Source organism: Bradyrhizobium sp. CCBAU 11386 (assembly GCF_028128955.1).
Classification (GTDB): domain Bacteria; phylum Pseudomonadota; class Alphaproteobacteria; order Rhizobiales; family Xanthobacteraceae; genus Bradyrhizobium.
On the sequence record NZ_LBKA01000261.1, the window covers coordinates 163,503 to 178,794 of the forward strand.

Annotated in this window: 16 protein-coding genes; 4 read left to right on the forward strand and 12 right to left on the reverse strand. The window is 64.4% G+C overall.

The features are described 5' to 3' along the window. Positions 1-102 precede the first annotated feature (102 nt). The 4 genes from XI09_RS44355 to XI09_RS44370 form a co-directional block, all read right to left on the reverse strand. A complete protein-coding gene (locus XI09_RS44355; protein ID WP_271572596.1) occupies positions 103-1,536 on the reverse strand; it encodes an amidohydrolase family protein in 1,434 nt (477 codons plus the stop codon). Positions 1,537-1,552: 16 nt separating this feature from the next. Next, entirely contained in the window at positions 1,553-2,578 is a 1,026-nt protein-coding gene (locus XI09_RS44360; RefSeq protein WP_271572597.1) for an ABC transporter substrate-binding protein, read from the reverse strand. Between the two features lie 40 nt (positions 2,579-2,618). Next, positions 2,619-3,311, reverse strand: a complete 693-nt coding sequence (locus XI09_RS44365; RefSeq protein ID WP_442869669.1) for an ABC transporter permease — start codon at positions 3,309-3,311, stop codon at positions 2,619-2,621. A gap of 83 nt (positions 3,312-3,394) precedes the next feature. Continuing rightward, positions 3,395-4,240 (reverse strand): ABC transporter ATP-binding protein, encoded by an 846-nt coding sequence (locus tag XI09_RS44370; protein WP_271572598.1) that lies wholly within the window; start codon positions 4,238-4,240, stop codon positions 3,395-3,397. Between the two features lie 198 nt (positions 4,241-4,438). On the opposite strand from XI09_RS44370, the gene XI09_RS44375 reads away from it, so the two are divergent. Continuing rightward, on the forward strand, positions 4,439-5,197 hold the full coding sequence (locus XI09_RS44375; RefSeq protein WP_271572599.1) for a GntR family transcriptional regulator: 759 nt from the start codon (positions 4,439-4,441) through the stop codon (positions 5,195-5,197). Here the strand turns inward: XI09_RS44375 and XI09_RS44380 are convergent. Beyond that, a complete protein-coding gene (locus XI09_RS44380) occupies positions 5,194-5,610 on the reverse strand; it encodes a nuclear transport factor 2 family protein (RefSeq protein WP_271572600.1) in 417 nt (138 codons plus the stop codon). The two genes, XI09_RS44375 and XI09_RS44380, sit on opposite strands and share 4 nt — an antisense overlap. 162 nt (positions 5,611-5,772) lie before the next feature. Between XI09_RS44380 and XI09_RS44385 the strand changes: the two genes are divergently transcribed. The 3 genes from XI09_RS44385 to XI09_RS44395 all read left to right on the forward strand — a co-directional run bounded on the left by XI09_RS44385 (position 5,773) and on the right by XI09_RS44395 (position 8,795). After that, positions 5,773-7,014 (forward strand): amidohydrolase family protein, encoded by a 1,242-nt coding sequence (locus tag XI09_RS44385; RefSeq protein ID WP_271572601.1) that lies wholly within the window; start codon positions 5,773-5,775, stop codon positions 7,012-7,014. A 79-nt stretch (positions 7,015-7,093) separates the two neighbouring features. Next, positions 7,094-8,299, forward strand: coding sequence for an amidohydrolase family protein (locus tag XI09_RS44390; RefSeq protein WP_271572602.1), 1,206 nt, complete (start codon positions 7,094-7,096; stop codon positions 8,297-8,299). Between the two features lie 184 nt (positions 8,300-8,483). Next, positions 8,484-8,795: a hypothetical protein gene (locus XI09_RS44395; protein WP_271572806.1), complete on the forward strand. Its 312-nt coding sequence runs from the start codon at positions 8,484-8,486 to the stop codon at positions 8,793-8,795. A 12-nt stretch (positions 8,796-8,807) separates the two neighbouring features. Here XI09_RS44395 and XI09_RS44400 read toward each other — a convergent pair whose 3' ends face one another. The 7 genes from XI09_RS44400 to XI09_RS44430 form a co-directional block, all read right to left on the reverse strand. Continuing rightward, positions 8,808-9,728, reverse strand: a complete 921-nt coding sequence (locus XI09_RS44400) for a DUF1932 domain-containing protein (protein WP_442869663.1) — start codon at positions 9,726-9,728, stop codon at positions 8,808-8,810. Further along, complete coding sequence (locus tag XI09_RS44405) at positions 9,728-10,597, reverse strand: hypothetical protein (RefSeq protein WP_271572603.1); 870 nt, start codon at positions 10,595-10,597, stop codon at positions 9,728-9,730. The genes XI09_RS44400 and XI09_RS44405 overlap by 1 nt, the downstream gene beginning before the upstream one ends. Before the next feature lie 27 nt (positions 10,598-10,624). Next, positions 10,625-11,308, reverse strand: coding sequence for a 4-carboxy-4-hydroxy-2-oxoadipate aldolase/oxaloacetate decarboxylase (locus XI09_RS44410; RefSeq protein WP_271572604.1), 684 nt, complete (start codon positions 11,306-11,308; stop codon positions 10,625-10,627). Then, positions 11,305-12,018, reverse strand: coding sequence for a PIG-L deacetylase family protein (locus XI09_RS44415; protein WP_027517331.1), 714 nt, complete (start codon positions 12,016-12,018; stop codon positions 11,305-11,307). The genes XI09_RS44410 and XI09_RS44415 overlap by 4 nt, the downstream gene beginning before the upstream one ends. Before the next feature lie 67 nt (positions 12,019-12,085). Continuing rightward, positions 12,086-13,387, reverse strand: coding sequence for a C4-dicarboxylate transporter DctA (gene dctA, locus XI09_RS44420; protein ID WP_271572605.1), 1,302 nt, complete (start codon positions 13,385-13,387; stop codon positions 12,086-12,088). Next, entirely contained in the window at positions 13,384-14,268 is an 885-nt protein-coding gene (locus XI09_RS44425; RefSeq protein ID WP_271572808.1) for an amidohydrolase family protein, read from the reverse strand. The genes dctA and XI09_RS44425 overlap by 4 nt, the downstream gene beginning before the upstream one ends. Further along, positions 14,268-15,239 (reverse strand): amidohydrolase family protein, encoded by a 972-nt coding sequence (locus tag XI09_RS44430; protein WP_271572606.1) that lies wholly within the window; start codon positions 15,237-15,239, stop codon positions 14,268-14,270. Before XI09_RS44430 ends, XI09_RS44425 begins: the two co-directional genes overlap by 1 nt. Positions 15,240-15,292 lie beyond the last annotated feature (53 nt).

Below are 15,292 nucleotides of genomic sequence, written 5' to 3' on the forward strand. Positions count from 1 at the left end.
GCGGAGCTAATAGCCCAGACATCCGTCAGCCGCCAGAAGAGGCAGCGTCTACCAGCTATCGCGCTTTTATATACAACCGGGTCGAAGGGAGCGTCGGGCGCGCTACTGGCAGGTCAGCTGCTGTTCGAACCAGCCGCCCAGTCGCTCCGACAGGGGCGGCCAGGTCCGCTGGAAGCCGGCGAGCTTGCCGACATTGGCGCGGTACATCGCCCGCAACTCCTGTTCGATGGCCGGCAGATCAACGCCGGCGCAGACCCCGTCCCTGACGATCGTCCTGCCCGCAACGACGACCTCTTTGATCAACGATGCGTTGCCGCGCGCGAACAGTAGCGCCATGGGATCGACGGGCATGATCCGGTCGCGATCGAGCCGGTCGAGATCGATCACGACATAGTCGGCGGGGTTGCCCGCAACGAGTTCGCCGCTCCCCGGCGCGCCGGTCGCCCGGCGCCCGTTGCGGATGGTGAGCGCGAACATCTCGGCCGGCGTCCATGTCGCTCTGAAGCCTAGGCCGCCATGGGCCATCTGCACCAGGCGCATCTCGCGCAGGATGTCGTCGTCCTCGTCCAGCGCCAGCCCGTCGACGCCGACCGCGATGGCGCAGCCGCATGCGTGCGCGGCGGCGATCGGCGCGAGCCCCGAGCGCAGATGCATGTTCGAGCTGAAATTGGTGACGATGCGCGCGCCGGAGGCCGCGACCATCTCCAGCTCATCGGGACGGGCGTGGATGCAGTGCGCCAGCGTCAGCCGCTCCGAGAGAAAGCCGATGTCGTGGAGCCAGCGCACCATGTCCGGAAAGTTCTGGTCGGCCCAGGCACGCTGATACACGGTCTCCAGCAGATGCATGTGAATGCGGCGGCCGGTCAGCGCCGAATTCTCGGCCACCGCCTCCAGCAGTGGCTTCGAGCACCATTGCACGCCCGCAGGGCCGAGCTGCACATCGACCATCGGGCCGGCGATGGCGGCTGCAATGGCATCGGTCAGATCGATATAGGCCTTCGGCGACATCGGCGCGCGGACGAACAGCTCCTCGATGGTCTTGCGGTCGTCGCGCGAAAGACCGGAAAGCACCGGTTCAGCATCGCCATAAACGATCGGATTCCGGTCGCGCACGGCCATCGCAAAAGCGATGCGGATGCCGACGTCGGATGCAGCCCTGGCAATAGCCTTGGCTTCATCGAGCAAAGGCATCGTCCCACTCGGGCGGGTGTAATGCACCATCATTGCGGCGCAGCCCGCTTTGGCCGATCGGGCCAATGCAGAAGCCGCGGTCAGATAGGGATCGACCGGCGTGCCGAGCGCGGTCCGCAGGATCCAGCTTTCCAGGGGCATGCCGACCGCGCCGAAGGACGAGGCGGTGGCGCGGGCATGATCGTGGGCGTTGACGAAGGCTGGAATGACGAAGGAGCGAGGACCGGGCTCCGCCCCTTCAGAGATGCCGGTGACGACCCCGCCGTCGTGCCGCAGCACGACGTTGTCGCTGACGCCGCGGTCAGGGCCACGGAACAGGCTGGCTGCCGAAACCTCCGTGGCCATGACCGTCGCTCCATAATCAGTTGGCAGTATACACCAGCTCCCGCTCCGCGCGCGGCGGCAGGAATTCGCGCGAGAAAACCTCCGCCGGCGTCGGTGCGCGGGCGAGCTGATAGCCCTCGACCACGATGCCGATGGCGCGCGTCATTCGGTCGTCCTTGATGTCGCCGATGCCGATCTCCTTCATCTCGGGCGAGACGATCAGCTTCTCAAAGGAATATTGCAGCCGGCGCTTCTCGACGGCGGCGTCGATCAGATTGTCATAGTTCAGCGCGGCTTTCATGCCCGCATTCTGATCCTTGGCAACCGCGATCGCGCCCTTGTTGATGGCGCGGACGAGGCCGGCGACCGCCTTCGGGTTGGAGGCGAGCAACTTCTTCGAGACCATCACGCCGTTGGAATAGAGATCGAGGCCGTATTCACCGAACGAGAACCACTTAAAATCCTTGTCGGGGTCCTGGCGGTTGAGCACGAGGTTGAAGTAGCTGGTGATGTTGAAGACGAGCGCGGCGTCGATATCGCCCTTGATCAGCATCGGCTCCTGGAGGTTCGGCGCCATATTGGAGATCTTGATCTTCTCACCGTCGAGCCCGTTCTTGCGCGTGAACACCGGCAGCAGGCGCGTCGTCGGCGTGCCCTGCGCGCCGCCGAGTGTATGGCCCTCGAAATCCTTGATGGTGTTGATGCCGCTGGTCTTCTTGGCGACGATCGCGAAAGGCGGCTGGTTCCACATCATGTAGACCATGACGGGCGCGTCCTGCGGCTTGGTCGACGCGTTCTGGATGATCGCGTTGACGTCGCCGAAACCGGCATCATAGGCACCGGACATGACGCGCGTGACGGTGGCGCCGGAGCCCTCGCCCTGGTCGATCACCACGTTGAGGCCCTCTTCCTTGAAGAAGCCGTTGTCCTTGGCGTAGAAGAACGCGGCGTCGCTACCTTGCGTCTTCCAGCCCAGCGTGAACTTGATCGTGGTGTCCTCGGCCGTGGCGATGCCCGTGGACAAGGCCAATCCCAGCAGCGCGACAGTTACTTTTCTCAACATCGAGATCTCCTCAAGCTTCATTGCGTGACGGTTTGAAAAATCAGGTGGCGATCACGTCGTTCTTGCGCGTGGCCCAGCCGGTGACCTGCCCTTCGATCAGCGAGAACACGACGTAGAGCGCGACGCCGAGACCGGCGAGCACGAACAGGCCGGCGAACACCAGCGGCACGTTGAAATTCGAGGACGCGGTCATCATGACGTTGCCGATGCCGCGATTGGAGGCGACGGTTTCCGACAGCACCGCGCCGACGAATGCGTAGGAGATCGCGACCTTCAGCGAGGCAAAGAAGAACGGCATGGTCCTGGGCAGCCCGACGTTCCAGAGGATGTCGAACTTGCTGGCGCCGAGCGCCTTCAGCACGTCCTCGAGCTCGGGCTCGGTTGTCGCAAGCCCCGTGGCGATGTTGACCACGATCGGGAAGAAACAGATCGACAGCGCAGTCAGCACCGCCGGCACGGTGCCCGAGCCGAACCACAGCACGAAGATCGGCACCACCGCGACCTTCGGGATCGAGGAGAAGCCGATCAGCAGCGGGTAGCAGGTGTCATAAGCCGTTTTGGAAACGCCGATGATCGCGCCAAGGGCGACGCCGAGCGCAACACCGAGCACGAAGCCGAACATCGTCGTCGCAAGCGTCTGCACGATATGCGGCCACAGCACCGGAAAGCGCTGGAACAAGGTCACGAACACCTGCGACGGCCGCGGCAGCACCAAATCCGACATGCCCGTCATCAGGCAGAACAGCTCCCAGGCGACGAAGAACAGCACGATCAGCCCCGCCGACCACGCCTTCTGCCTGATATCGATTCCGAACGTCAGCCTGTCCCCTGCTCAGCCGCGGTGCGGGCATCCTCGATGAAGGCGCGCAGCTTCTGGTTCAGCGCGACGAAATCCGGCTCGAAGGTCATGGCAACGGTACGCGGCCGGGCGAATTCGACGCGGCTGTCGTCGAGGATGCGGCCGGGGCGCGCGCTCATCACGCAGATGCGGCTGGCGAGGAAGCCGGCCTCGCGCAGGTCATGCGTCACCAGCAGCACGGTCGGCTTATGCGTCATCCAGAGATTTTGCAGGATCGCCCACAGCTCCTCGCGGGTGAACTGGTCGAGCGCGCCGAAGGGCTCGTCGAGCAGCAGCATGCGCGGCTCGTGGATCAGCGCGCGGCAGAGATTGGCGCGCTGAAGCATGCCGCCGGAGAGCTGCCAGGGATAGCGGCTGCCAAATCCCCTGAGCCCCACATGCTCCAGCAGCGCGTTGGCCTTGTCGCGGAATTCGGTCTTGCGCAGCCTGCGGAAGTTCGAGCGGAACGGCTCGACGATCTTCAGCGGCAGCATGATGTTCCGCTCGATCGTCATCCACGGCAGCATGGTCGGGTTCTGGAACGCCATGCCCACCCGCGTCGCACGCGCAGCCACCTCGCGGCCGCCGACGATGACGACGCCGCTGGTCGGCTGCACCAGCCCGCTGACGAGGCGTAAGATGGTCGATTTGCCGCATCCGGACGGGCCGACCAGTGCGACAAACTCGCCGTCGGCAATCCTCAGCGTCGTCTTCGACAGAGCCGGCACGGCGCGGTCGCCGCGCCCGAAGGTCACGGAGGCGTCCGAGAGCTCGATGGCGGTCGCGGCGACGGGCTGGCCGTCAAACTGATCATTGGGTTGCATGCGTATCACGGAAAAAGTGCATGCAAGCTGAATGCCAGCGGCCAACCTCCGTGAAATCAACGGGCTGGCGAAACGCCGGGCCGGATGGCCGGATTCGATTTAGGCAGCTAGGGCCAAAAACTGCATGCAATTGGAGCGCTGGATTGTCGGCGCCCTGTGCTAAAGGAGGGACGACGTTCCCACTCCAAGGATTCGCCGATGGCGGCGCGCGCAAGCAGCAAGACTTCAGAATCGTCGGACAAGGTCAGCGTGATCTGCCGCGCACTCAGGCGCGCGATCATCGAGCAGGCGCTGGAGCCCGGCGCAAAGCTCCCGGAGGATGCGCTCGGCGAGCGTTTCGGCGTCAGCCGCACCATTGCGCGCCACGCGCTGGGGCAACTCGCCGCCGAAGGCCTGGTCGAGCTCCGCCGCAACCGGATCGCGGTGGTGGCGACGCCGAGCTGGCAGGAGGCGCGCGATGCCTTTGACATCCGCATCGAGCTCGAACGGCTCGTGGTCCGCCAGCTCGCGGGCAAGCTGAGCAAGAGCCAGATCGCCGAGCTGAACGCCCATGTCGATGCCGAGGACCGCGCGCGCGGCGGCACGGATGCGATTTCGATCCGGCTCGCCACCGAATTCCACATCCTGCTCGCGCACATGACCAACAGCCCGATCCTGGTGCGCTATGTCAGCGAGGTCGCCTATCGCTGCTGCCTGACGCTGTCGCTCTACAGCCGCCCGCATTCGACCGAATGCGCCATCAACGAGCACCGTGCCATCATTGCCGCGCTCGCCAAGGGCGACGCGGCCAAGGTGATGGAATTGATGCATCATCACCTCGATTCCGTGGCCACTCGCGCACTGGTCGCCCCCGCCCCGCAGCGCGGCCGCGACCTGCTGGATATTCTCGCGCCTTATGCCGACGAGGTAACGAGCGATCGCGTCGTCAAGCTGTCCAAGGTCGCCCGAAGAGGTTAAGCCTCGATACCGCGCTGAACCAGAATGCGCTCGGCACTGTCGTTCCAGACGTCCATCTTCACGATCTGTCCGCCCCTCACGACGAAACGATCGACGTAGCGGTTGCCTTCGAACGGGGTGCCGTCCATCCACTCGCCATAGAGGGTGCCGACGCTGTAGACGACGGTCTCGTCCGCGCCGGGGCAGACGTCGAACCGGTCCATCTTCTTCTTGACCCAGCGATAGCGTTTTGCGTTGAAGCCGGTTGGCCCCCGCGGATGGTCGAACTCGCGTCCGCCTGTGAAGGTGATCACCGTCCCCGGCTTCATGTAGGCCGCAGCGGCGTCGGGATCGGGTATCATCGAGGCCGTCAGGTAGGCCTCGACAATCTCGGCGTCGGTCATCGGGCGTTCGGCTTTTGCGGGGGTGGACATGTTAGATTCTCTTGGCGGGTTCTCCGGAAGCGCCGGCATTCTACAATTCATGCCTCAAACTGCATGCATATTTTTTGGACAATTTGGCGCCGGAACTGCACACAATCTGGAGCTGCCCGCTCCCGCGGCTTTCGCTAGGCTAACACACCCGAATCCGACGCCATGACCATCCAGACCGCCTTCGACCTGATCTTCCGGAACGCGCTGTTGCGATCATCCGCCGCACCCGTCGATATCGGCGTGAAGGGCGGGCGCATCGCCGCGATCGAGCCAAGGCTGACCTGCGAAGCCGTCGAGATCGATGTCGGCGGACGCCTCGCCCTGCCCGGCTTCGTCGACACCCACATCCATCTCGACAAGGCCTGCCTGCTTGGGCGCTGCGGGCACAATCATGGCAGCGTCTCGGAGGCGATCAGCGCCGTTGCCGGGATGAAGAAGGATTTTACGCTCGAGGACGTCTACGCGCGCGGCGCAAAAGTGCTCGAACGCGCCATCGTGCACGGCACGACGCGCATGCGCACGCATGTCGAGATCGACCCGCGCATTGCCTTGCGCGGCTTCGAGGCGGTCAAGGCGCTGAAGCGTGACTATGCCTGGGCCATCGACCTGTCGCTCTGCGTCTTTCCACAGGAGGGCCTGACCAACGATCCCGGGGCCGAGGAACTGCTGGTCCAGGCGCTGCGCGACGGCGGCGAGGCGATCGGCGGCTGTCCCTACATGGACACCGATCCGAACGCCCATCTCGCGCGGATCTTCGATCTCGCGCAGGAGTTCGACGTCGACGTCGATCTCCATCTCGACTTCGACCTCGACCCATCCTGGTGGCACCTCGACGAGGTCTGCCGGCAGACCGAGCGGCGCAACTATCAGGGGCGCGTCGCGATCGGCCATGCCACGAAGCTCTCGGCACTGCCGCCGGAGCGGCTGAAAGCTGCCACCGTGCAACTGGCGAAAGCCGGCGTTGCCGTCACCGTGCTGCCCGCGACCGATCTCTATCTGATGGGGCGCGAGGCCACCCACAACGCGCCGCGCGGGCTGACGCTCGCCCACAAGCTCGCCGGCGACGGCGTGCTGTGCTCGGTCGCGACCAACAACGTGCTCAATCCCTTCACGCCGTTCGGCGACGCCTCGCTGCTGCGGATGGCGAATTTCTACGCCAACGTCGCCCACGCCTCGGTCGGCGATTTCGACACTTGCCTCGATCTCGTGACCGAACTGCCGGCACGGCTGATGAACCTCGGGGATTACGGCATCAAGGTCGGTAATCCCGCCGATCTCATCGTGCTCGACACGCAAGACAGCCGCTTCGCCATCGCCGAGCTGCCCGATGTCATGATGGGCTTCAAGGCTGGCCGGCAAACATTTGAGCGGCAGCGGCCCACTCTGTTCAGCCCCGGACGCTGAGCAGCTCTCGCCTTCCCGCGTCTTGTGCCTGACCCGCGGCCCGCGCAACACTCCGCACATCGTCCAACGGAGGAACCGGATGGCCTTCGACACACTCTTCCTCAACGCGCGCTTCGACGGCGGCGCCCGACATCACATCGCGGTCAAGGATGGCCGTATCGCCGCGATCACGTCCGTTGACCAGCCACCCGCCGGTGCCGAGACGATCGACCTCAAGGATGCCCTCGTCGTTCCCGGCTTTGTCGAGGGTCACATCCATCTCGATACCAGTTTCTATGGCGACGCCTGGCGTCCGCACAAGCCATGCACCGACGGGTTCAACGTGCATGAGCGCGTCGCCTTCCAGGCCGAGAATATGGCCGAGGCCGCGCCGATGGACGTGCGGGCACGCAACCAGCTCGATCTCTGTATCGCCCACGGCACCACGCAGATGCGCAGCCATGTCATGGTGGACGGCTCGGTTGGACTGAAATCGCTCGAGACGATCCTGCGCGTGCGCGAGGAGTACAAGGGCCTGATCGACATCCAGCTCGTCGCCTTTCCCCAGAGCGGCATCCTGTCGAGCCCGGGCACGCCGCAGCTGCTCGACGAGGCAATCCGCCTTGGCGCCAACCTCGTCGGCGGGCTCGATCCCGCAAGCTTCGATCGCGACGTCGAGAGGCATCTCGACGTCGTGTTCGGCATCGCCAACAAGCACGGCGTCGATGTCGACATCCATCTGCACGACATGGGCACGCTCGGCGCCTTCGAGATCGAGCAGATCGCGGCGCGCACGCGCGCGCTCGGCATGGAAGGGCGCGTCGCAGTCAGCCACGCTTACGGGCTCGGCGACATCCCGGCGGATTACCTCAAGACAATCGCGGACATCCTCGCCCGCTCCGGCGTCGCGATCATGACCAACGCGCCGGGCGCGCGGCCGTTTCCGCCGATCCTCGCCTTGCGCAACGCCGGCGTAACCGTCTTCAGCGGCAACGACAACATTCGCGATTCCTGGTGGCCCTATGGCGACGGCGACATGCTGCGCCGGGCCACGACGCTCGGCTATCGCTCCGGCTTCAACATCGACGAGGAACTGCGCGCTGCATTCGACCTCGTCACCGAATCAGGCGCAAAGGCGCTCCGGCTCGAAGGCTACGGCGTGCGAATCGGCGCGAAGGCCGATTTCGTGGCGCTGAATGCGGAACACGTTCCCGAGGCCGTCGTCGCGGTGCCGCAAGGGCGCTCCGTCTACAAGGGCGGCAGGCTCGTCGCCGCGAACGGCAGGATGGTGGGGAAATCCGGCTGACGACCGGCCACTTTCCGTTCGATTTTACCGCCACACCGCCACGCCTTCCAAAATTCCGAATACGGTAGAATCCCGGATAGTAGATTCTCTCCGATTCCCGATAGGTGCGCGCATTGCAAGTCCCGCGGTGCCGGCCATAGTAGAGGCCTGCACTGAAGTCTGCATTCAACGGCGAAGCATGGACATGTTCAGCGCATTCAGCAGCATCGACAATCATTCCGTTCGAGCGAGAACACCCAGCGAGGTCGCCGTGGAGCGGCTCGACGGAATCGGGCACGTCCTGTCGGACCTCGATCTCGCTGATGTCCAGACTCAGGATGACCTGACACGTGCGCTTATGACGCTCGACACCGCCGACAAGTGCATTCGGGCGATCCGCGCAGAATTCCGGACTGAAGCCGCGAGCGACCGGCTGGTCCGCAAGGCCGAAAACCTGGTGGCGTTGATCGAACGCGCCCGCGACGAGCTCACGGGCTGTCGCGCGGCAAGGTCCTGAGCCGGCGTCGCCCTACTTCGCGCGATTGATCTTCGCCAGAATCCGGTCGGCCTCGATGCGCCAGTCGGCGCTGCGGGCAAACTCCCCGGTGCCCCTGATGCCGAACAACCCTTCGTCGGCGAGATCAGCGACCCAGGCCTGCCGTTCGGCCGTGCCCTGCGCCGACCACGGCGTCAGCCCCGCCTCGCGCACCGTCTCGGCGACCTCGCGCACCTCCTCCGCACGGCGGCGGCCGTGCTCGATCACGCGCTGGAAGAAATAGGCGCCCTGCTTCTCCCAATTGATGGCGGGAAAGGTTTCCGCAAGCGAGGCCAGCACGGCATCCTCCACGCCATAGGCGCGCGCGGTGGTGAAACTCTCGATGACCATGGCCTCGAGGCCCTTGATCATGATGCTGCGGCACATCTTCACCGCTGAGGACACGCCGAGCTTGTCGCTCGCAACCTTCGCAGCAAAACCGATCGCGTTCAGCAGCGGCTCCAGCTCCCTGGCACCGGGACCGCCGAGCAGCAGCGGCACCTTGATGCGATACGGCGGCACCGAGGTCATTACCGCGCCCTCGACATAGCGCCCGGCAGCACCGTCGATCAGCGCAGCGGCACGCTGCTTGGCGCCGGGCGAGGCCGAGTTGAAATCGAGGAACCAGGTGCCCTGATTGATCGCGGCGGCGCAGGCCTTTGCGACCGGAACGGCCTGGCTCGCCGTGACCGCAGAGATGATGAAGTCGGATTTCGCGGTCAGCTCGGCATGAGAAGCTGCCAGCCCCACGCCGAATTTCGCCGCATGCTCCTTCAGCGGAGTGCCCGGCTCGCTTCCGAGCTTGATGTCATAGGCGGCAACTCTGATGTCCTGCTGGCGCAGGTCCTCGGCCAAAATCCTGCCGACCTCGCCATAGCCGACCAGCCCGATCTGCCATCGTCTCGGATCCGCCATCAGTTCAGTCCTCGTGTCGTCTCGTCGAACAGCTCCTCGACCGCATAACGGCGTGGAATCAACGCCTGCTGGAATGCGTAGTCGACGATCAGCTCCAACGGCTTCCTGTTCGCCTCTATTCCGAAAGGAACGAGATCGGGCGTCGCTGCAGGCCCCGCCTGCGTCTTGTTTCGTTTGAGGAGATCATAGACGCCCGCGACTGCGTCGGGATGCGATTTCGCAAGCTTTTCGGTCACGACCACGAGATGATTGACAGGCACAACGCCGCGACGCGCGTACCATTTGGCAGCTTCCGCGGTCGGATCGGGGAATATCGGCTTCAGCTTGGGGTCATTCGAGGTCTCACCGAGGACGGCATCCAGTTCGCCGTCGATCAGCATCTGCAAGATCTTCTTGTCCTTCGGCGCGCGCTCGGTGGTGTCGACATATTCGGCGACATGCGCGTCCTCGAACGTCACCCAGCGGATGCTGTCGAGATTGACGCCGTAATCGTTGGCGAGGATGCCCCTGATCCAGGCCCCCGTCGTCGTCGTGAAGGAGCGGATGCCGACGCGCTTGCCTTCGAGATCGCCAGGCCCAAGCGTTCCCCGTTCCGGATTATAGAGCGCATAAGAATGCTGGAAGCGGCCGAGCATGGTCGCCGGCAGCAACACCAGCGGCTTGCCGTGGGCCTTCGCCATCAGGTAGGTGACGATCGCCATCTCGCTGACGTCGAAGGCCTGCTCGCGCACCATCGGCTTGAACGCGGTATTGGTCGGCGTGTACTCGATGAAGTCGAGATCGAAGCGGTCGGAACGGAGCTCGCCGTTCTTCACCGCCTGGACATGAGGATGACTGCCGAGCACGGCCTTCAGCTTGAGACGATCCATCCGCCCGCTCCGCTTCCGTTATCCCGCTCAGACGTCCTCGGGATTATCGACATAGACGAGCCCGGCCTTCGCCAGCGCTTCGCGCATGCTGTACATGTCGAGGCCGAGCTCGCCCGAGGCCAGCCGCTTGCGCTTGCCGCCTTCATCCGCGTTGCGCTTCTTCGCCTTCTCGGCGACTTCGGCCGCATAGCGCTTCGGCACCACCACGACGCCGTCGTCATCGGCCACGATGATGTCGCCGGGATCGACGTTGACGCCGGCGCAGACCACGGGGACGTTGACCGAGCCGAGCGTGGCCTTGACCGTGCCCTTGGCCGAGACCGCGCGCGACCACACTGGAAATTTCATCTCGTGCAGCGCTTTGACGTCGCGGCAGCCGGCATCGATGATCAGGCCCTGCACGCCGCGCGCCTGGAGCGAGGTGGCGAGCAGCTCGCCGAACATGCCGTCGGTATTGTCGGTGGTGCAGCCGACGACGAGGATGTCGCCTTTCCTGCACTGCTCGACCGCGACATGGATCATCCAGTTGTCGCCGGGCTGCGCCAGCACGGTGACGGCGGGACCGGCAATCGCCGCACCCGGCCAGACCGGCCGCAGATAAGGCTTCATCAGGCCGATGCGGCCGTAGGCCTCGTGCACGGTCGAGACGCCGTACTCCGACATTCCGGCGGGATCTGCGCGTTTGATGTTACGAACGACGACCGGCTTCATGCCAGCTCCTCCGCAACCGTCGGAAACAGGCGCTGATAGGCTTCGCCATACGTCATCGGCACGCCGGTGTTGCGGCTGCCCTGAATGCCGCGATTGAGCGCGACGCGCTCGTAATAGCCCCAGAGATGCTTCTGTGCGGCGAGGATCTGGAACGCCTCGTACTTCTCCTTCCAGACCTCGTCGATCTTGAGGAGCAGGTCGGGCTTGTAGTTGCACTGCTCCGGCTGGTGCGGCTCGAACAGGAACACCGGCGGCGCCGAGTACTTGTACTGAGCACCGGGTTTGTGGCCCATCGCCTGCGCGACCACGCGGGTCTCCTGCGCGAAATGCGCCGCGTTCGGATGGTCGAAATTATAGGGGTCTTCCAGCGCATGCGTCAGCACGAAGCTCGGATTGAGCTCGCGATAGATGTCGACCATGCGGTCGAAATGCGCTTCCGTCAGCTTCAGCGGATAGTCGCCGCAGTCGAAGAACTCGATCTCGGCGCCGAGCAGTTTTGCCGCCCGCTCCGCCTCGTCCTTGCGGCCGGCCTTGACCGATTCCAGCGTCGCGCCTTTCTCCTTCCAGGCAAACTGGCTCTCGCCGCGCTCGCCGAAGGACATGCAGACGATCTTCATGCGATAGCCCTTCTTCGCATGCAGCGCGATGGCGCCGCCGGCGCGCCAGACGAAATCGCCCGGATGGGCCGTGATCACGAGACCTGTTTTCATGGGACAAACTCCCCTCTTTCGTTCGTAGGCATCATAGGCCGCCGGCCTCATGCAGGCAGCCAATTCATCAGGCCGCGATGGCCGCTTGTTCCTCGCCGTCGAGCACGCGCCGCAAGCGCTCGCCGTCGAGCGCGCCTTCCCATTTGGCAATCGCGATGGTCGCAACCGCGTTCCCGATCAGATTGGTCGGCGTCAGCCCCTGCGACATCAGGCGGTGGATGCCGAGCACCAGCGCGACGCTCGTCACCGGAATGGTGCCGGTCGCCGACAGCGTCGCCGCCAGCACGACGAAGGCGGCACCGGCGATCCCCGCCGCGCCCTTGGAGGTGACGAGCAGGATCAGCAGCAGCTCGATCTGCTCGGCAAGCCCGAACGGCGTGTTGGTCGCCTGCGCCAGGAACACCGAGGCCGCGGCAAGGTACAGGCAAGTGCCGTCGAGATTGAAGGAATAGCCGGTCGGGATCACCAGGCCGACCACGCTCTTCTCGCAGCCCGCCTTCTCCAGCTTGGTCAGCATCCGCGGCAGCACCGTCTCGGACGAGGTCGTGGCGATGCAGATCAGCAGCTCTTCCCAGATGTAGCGGATCAGCTTGACGAGCGAGAAGCCGCACAGCCGCGCGACCGGACCAAGCGCCACGATGACGAAGATCACGCAGGTGAGATAGAAGCCGCCCAACAGCTTGCCGAGTGAGGCCAGCGAGCCGACGCCAAACTTGCCGACCGTGAAGGCGATGGCGCCGAACGCCCCAATCGGCGCCGCCCACATCACGAAGCCGACGACGGCGAACACCATCTTGGCGGCGATGTCGATCAGATGCACCAGCGGCGCGGCGCGCTCGCCGAGCTGCACCAGTGCGAAGCCGCACAGCACGGAGATGAACAGCACCTGGAGGATGTTGCCCTCGGCAAACGCGCCGATGAACGTCGCAGGCACGATGTTCATCAGGAACGGCACGAAGCCGATGACGCTGGTTTGCTTGACATAAGGCTCGATCGCGCTGGCATTGATGCTGGCGGGATCGATGTTCATGCCGACGCCGGGCTTGAGCAGGTTCACCGCAATGAGACCGATGATCAGGGCGATCGTGGTCATGACCTCGAAATAGACGATCGCCTTCACCGCGACACGCCCGACACGCGCCATGTCCGCCATATGGGCGATGCCGTACACGACGGTACAGAAGATGATCGGCGCGATCAGCATCCGGATCGCCTTGATGAAGGCATCCCCAAGCGGCTGCATCTTGGCGCCCGCCTCGGGACTGGCGATCCCAAGCGCGATGCCGGCCGCCATGGCGATGAGCACCTGGATCCAGAGCTCCTTCCACCAGGCGCGGCTGCGCGGCTTGTCGATCGCCAACGCCGTCATTGGTCGAACTCGAACAGGCGCGCGGGGTTGTCGACGAGGATCTTCTGCTGGAACTCCGGCTCCGGCGCGAACAGCGGGATCAGGTCGACGAGGTCGCCGTCATTCGGCATCACCTTGACGTTGGGATGCGGCCAGTCCGTGCCCCAGATGACGCGATCGACCGCGGTCTCGACGATCTTTCGCGCAAACGGCACAGCGTCGGTGAAGGGCGGCCCGGCCGAGGACACACGCTCGGAGCCGCAGATCTTGACCCAGCATTTCTCGTCGCGCTGCATCAACTCGATCAAAATCTTGAACGGAAGCTGGTCGAGCCCGTCGGACGCCTTCACCCGCCCCATATGGTCGATGGTGTAGTTCAACGGCAGCCTTGTCAGCATGTCGGCATATTCAGGCAGGTCGATCGCATCGAAATGCAAATCGATGTGCCAGCCGAGCGGCGCGACCATCGCGACGATGCGGTCGAACACGCGCTTGTCGGGCACGCCGCCGAGATGGCGGACGAAATTGAAGCGGCAGCCGCGGAAGCCGCCCTCATGCAGCACGCGGAGCCCGCGTTCGGTGATGGTGTCGTCGATATTGGCGACCGCGCGGAAGGCGCCATTGCTCTGCGCGATGGCATCGAGCGCCACCGTATTGTCGGTGCCATGGACGCTGGCATTGACGATGACCGCCCGCTCCACCCCGAGCTTGGCATGCAGCGCACGGAAATCCTCCAGCGGCGCATCCGGCGGGGTGTAGGAGCGATCAGGCGCGTAGGGGTATTGCGCGCCGGGCCCGAAGATGTGACAATGCGCGTCGCAGGACAGTTTCGGCAGCTTGAATTTCGGCGTGCGCGTGTTCGGATCGGGCGGCGGAATGGTCGGCGTGTACATCATCGTCATCATGTGAACTTGAACAGACGCGCCGGATTGTCGACCAGCAGCCGGTGCTGGACCTTTGCGTCGGGCGCGAACAGGGGAATCAAATCGACGATCTCGCCGTCATTCGGCATGACCTTGACGTTGGGGTGCGGCCAGTCGGTGCCCCAGATGACGCGATCGGGCGCATTGTCGATCAGCGCCTTCGCGAATGGCACGGCGTCATGGAACGGCTTGCCGGCCGCGGACGCGCGCTCGAGACCCGTGATCTTGACCCAGCACTTCTCGTCCTTCTTCTGAAGGTCGAGCAGCGCGGTGAAGCCGGGATCATCTAACCCCTTCCCGACCTGCACCGTGCCCATATGATCGATCACGTAGGGCGTCGGCAGCGCGGTGAGGATGGGCGCGAATTCGGCGATCGTACCAGGCTCGAAATAGACGTCGATATGCCAGCCGAGCTCGGCGACGCGGTGTACGATGCGCTGGAATTTTGTCATATCGCCGACGCCGCCAAGGCGCTTGAGAAAGGCGAAGCGGCAGCCGCAGATGCCGCCCTTGTCGAGCGCCGCAAGCTCCTTCTCGCTCATCTCGTCATTGACGTTGGCGATGCCCTTGTAGGCACCCTCGCTCTGGGCGATGGCATCGGTGACGACGCGATTGTCGGTGCCGTGCACAGTGGCATTGACGATCACGCAGCGCTCGACGCCGATTTTCTCATGCACGCTGCGGAAGGTCTCCAGCGGCGCATCGGCCGTGTTGTAGGGACGCTTCTCGGCGAAGGGATAACGGGACGCCGGGCCAAAAATATGGGTGTGGGTGTCGCAGGATTTCGGCGGCAGCTTGAAAGACGGCACCTTCGGATCTGGATCCGGCGGCGTGATCGTGGGGATCGCCTTGGGTTCGGCCTTGGGCTCGGCACCCTGCGCGCGCGCTTCGCTCGCGAGCGCGGCACCGGCCAGTCCGGTCAAGAGATGCAAGCACTCCCGCCTGTTCATTTCCTAAAGCACCCTGTCACGTGGTCCGCTTGCGAGCGAAAGCGCGTGGCCGC

Excerpts from the sequence above, each read along its gene's own strand:
- XI09_RS44355 (WP_271572596.1), bottom strand. The coding sequence starts at position 1,536 with ATGGCCACGGAGGTTTCGGCAGCCAGCCTGTTCCGTGGCCCTGACCGC.
- XI09_RS44360 (WP_271572597.1), bottom strand. The coding sequence starts at position 2,578 with ATGTTGAGAAAAGTAACTGTCGCGCTGCTGGGATTGGCCTTGTCCACG.
- XI09_RS44365 (WP_442869669.1), bottom strand. The coding sequence starts at position 3,311 with ATGACGGGCATGTCGGATTTGGTGCTGCCGCGGCCGTCGCAGGTGTTC.
- XI09_RS44370 (WP_271572598.1), bottom strand. The coding sequence starts at position 4,240 with ATGCAACCCAATGATCAGTTTGACGGCCAGCCCGTCGCCGCGACCGCC.
- XI09_RS44375 (WP_271572599.1), top strand. The coding sequence starts at position 4,439 with ATGGCGGCGCGCGCAAGCAGCAAGACTTCAGAATCGTCGGACAAGGTC.
- XI09_RS44380 (WP_271572600.1), bottom strand. The coding sequence starts at position 5,610 with ATGTCCACCCCCGCAAAAGCCGAACGCCCGATGACCGACGCCGAGATT.
- XI09_RS44385 (WP_271572601.1), top strand. The coding sequence starts at position 5,773 with ATGACCATCCAGACCGCCTTCGACCTGATCTTCCGGAACGCGCTGTTG.
- XI09_RS44390 (WP_271572602.1), top strand. The coding sequence starts at position 7,094 with ATGGCCTTCGACACACTCTTCCTCAACGCGCGCTTCGACGGCGGCGCC.
- XI09_RS44395 (WP_271572806.1), top strand. The coding sequence starts at position 8,484 with ATGTTCAGCGCATTCAGCAGCATCGACAATCATTCCGTTCGAGCGAGA.
- XI09_RS44400 (WP_442869663.1), bottom strand. The coding sequence starts at position 9,728 with ATGGCGGATCCGAGACGATGGCAGATCGGGCTGGTCGGCTATGGCGAG.
- XI09_RS44405 (WP_271572603.1), bottom strand. The coding sequence starts at position 10,597 with ATGGATCGTCTCAAGCTGAAGGCCGTGCTCGGCAGTCATCCTCATGTC.
- XI09_RS44410 (WP_271572604.1), bottom strand. The coding sequence starts at position 11,308 with ATGAAGCCGGTCGTCGTTCGTAACATCAAACGCGCAGATCCCGCCGGA.
- XI09_RS44415 (WP_027517331.1), bottom strand. The coding sequence starts at position 12,018 with ATGAAAACAGGTCTCGTGATCACGGCCCATCCGGGCGATTTCGTCTGG.
- dctA (WP_271572605.1), bottom strand. The coding sequence starts at position 13,387 with ATGACGGCGTTGGCGATCGACAAGCCGCGCAGCCGCGCCTGGTGGAAG.
- XI09_RS44425 (WP_271572808.1), bottom strand. The coding sequence starts at position 14,268 with ATGACGATGATGTACACGCCGACCATTCCGCCGCCCGATCCGAACACG.
- XI09_RS44430 (WP_271572606.1), bottom strand. The coding sequence starts at position 15,239 with ATGAACAGGCGGGAGTGCTTGCATCTCTTGACCGGACTGGCCGGTGCC.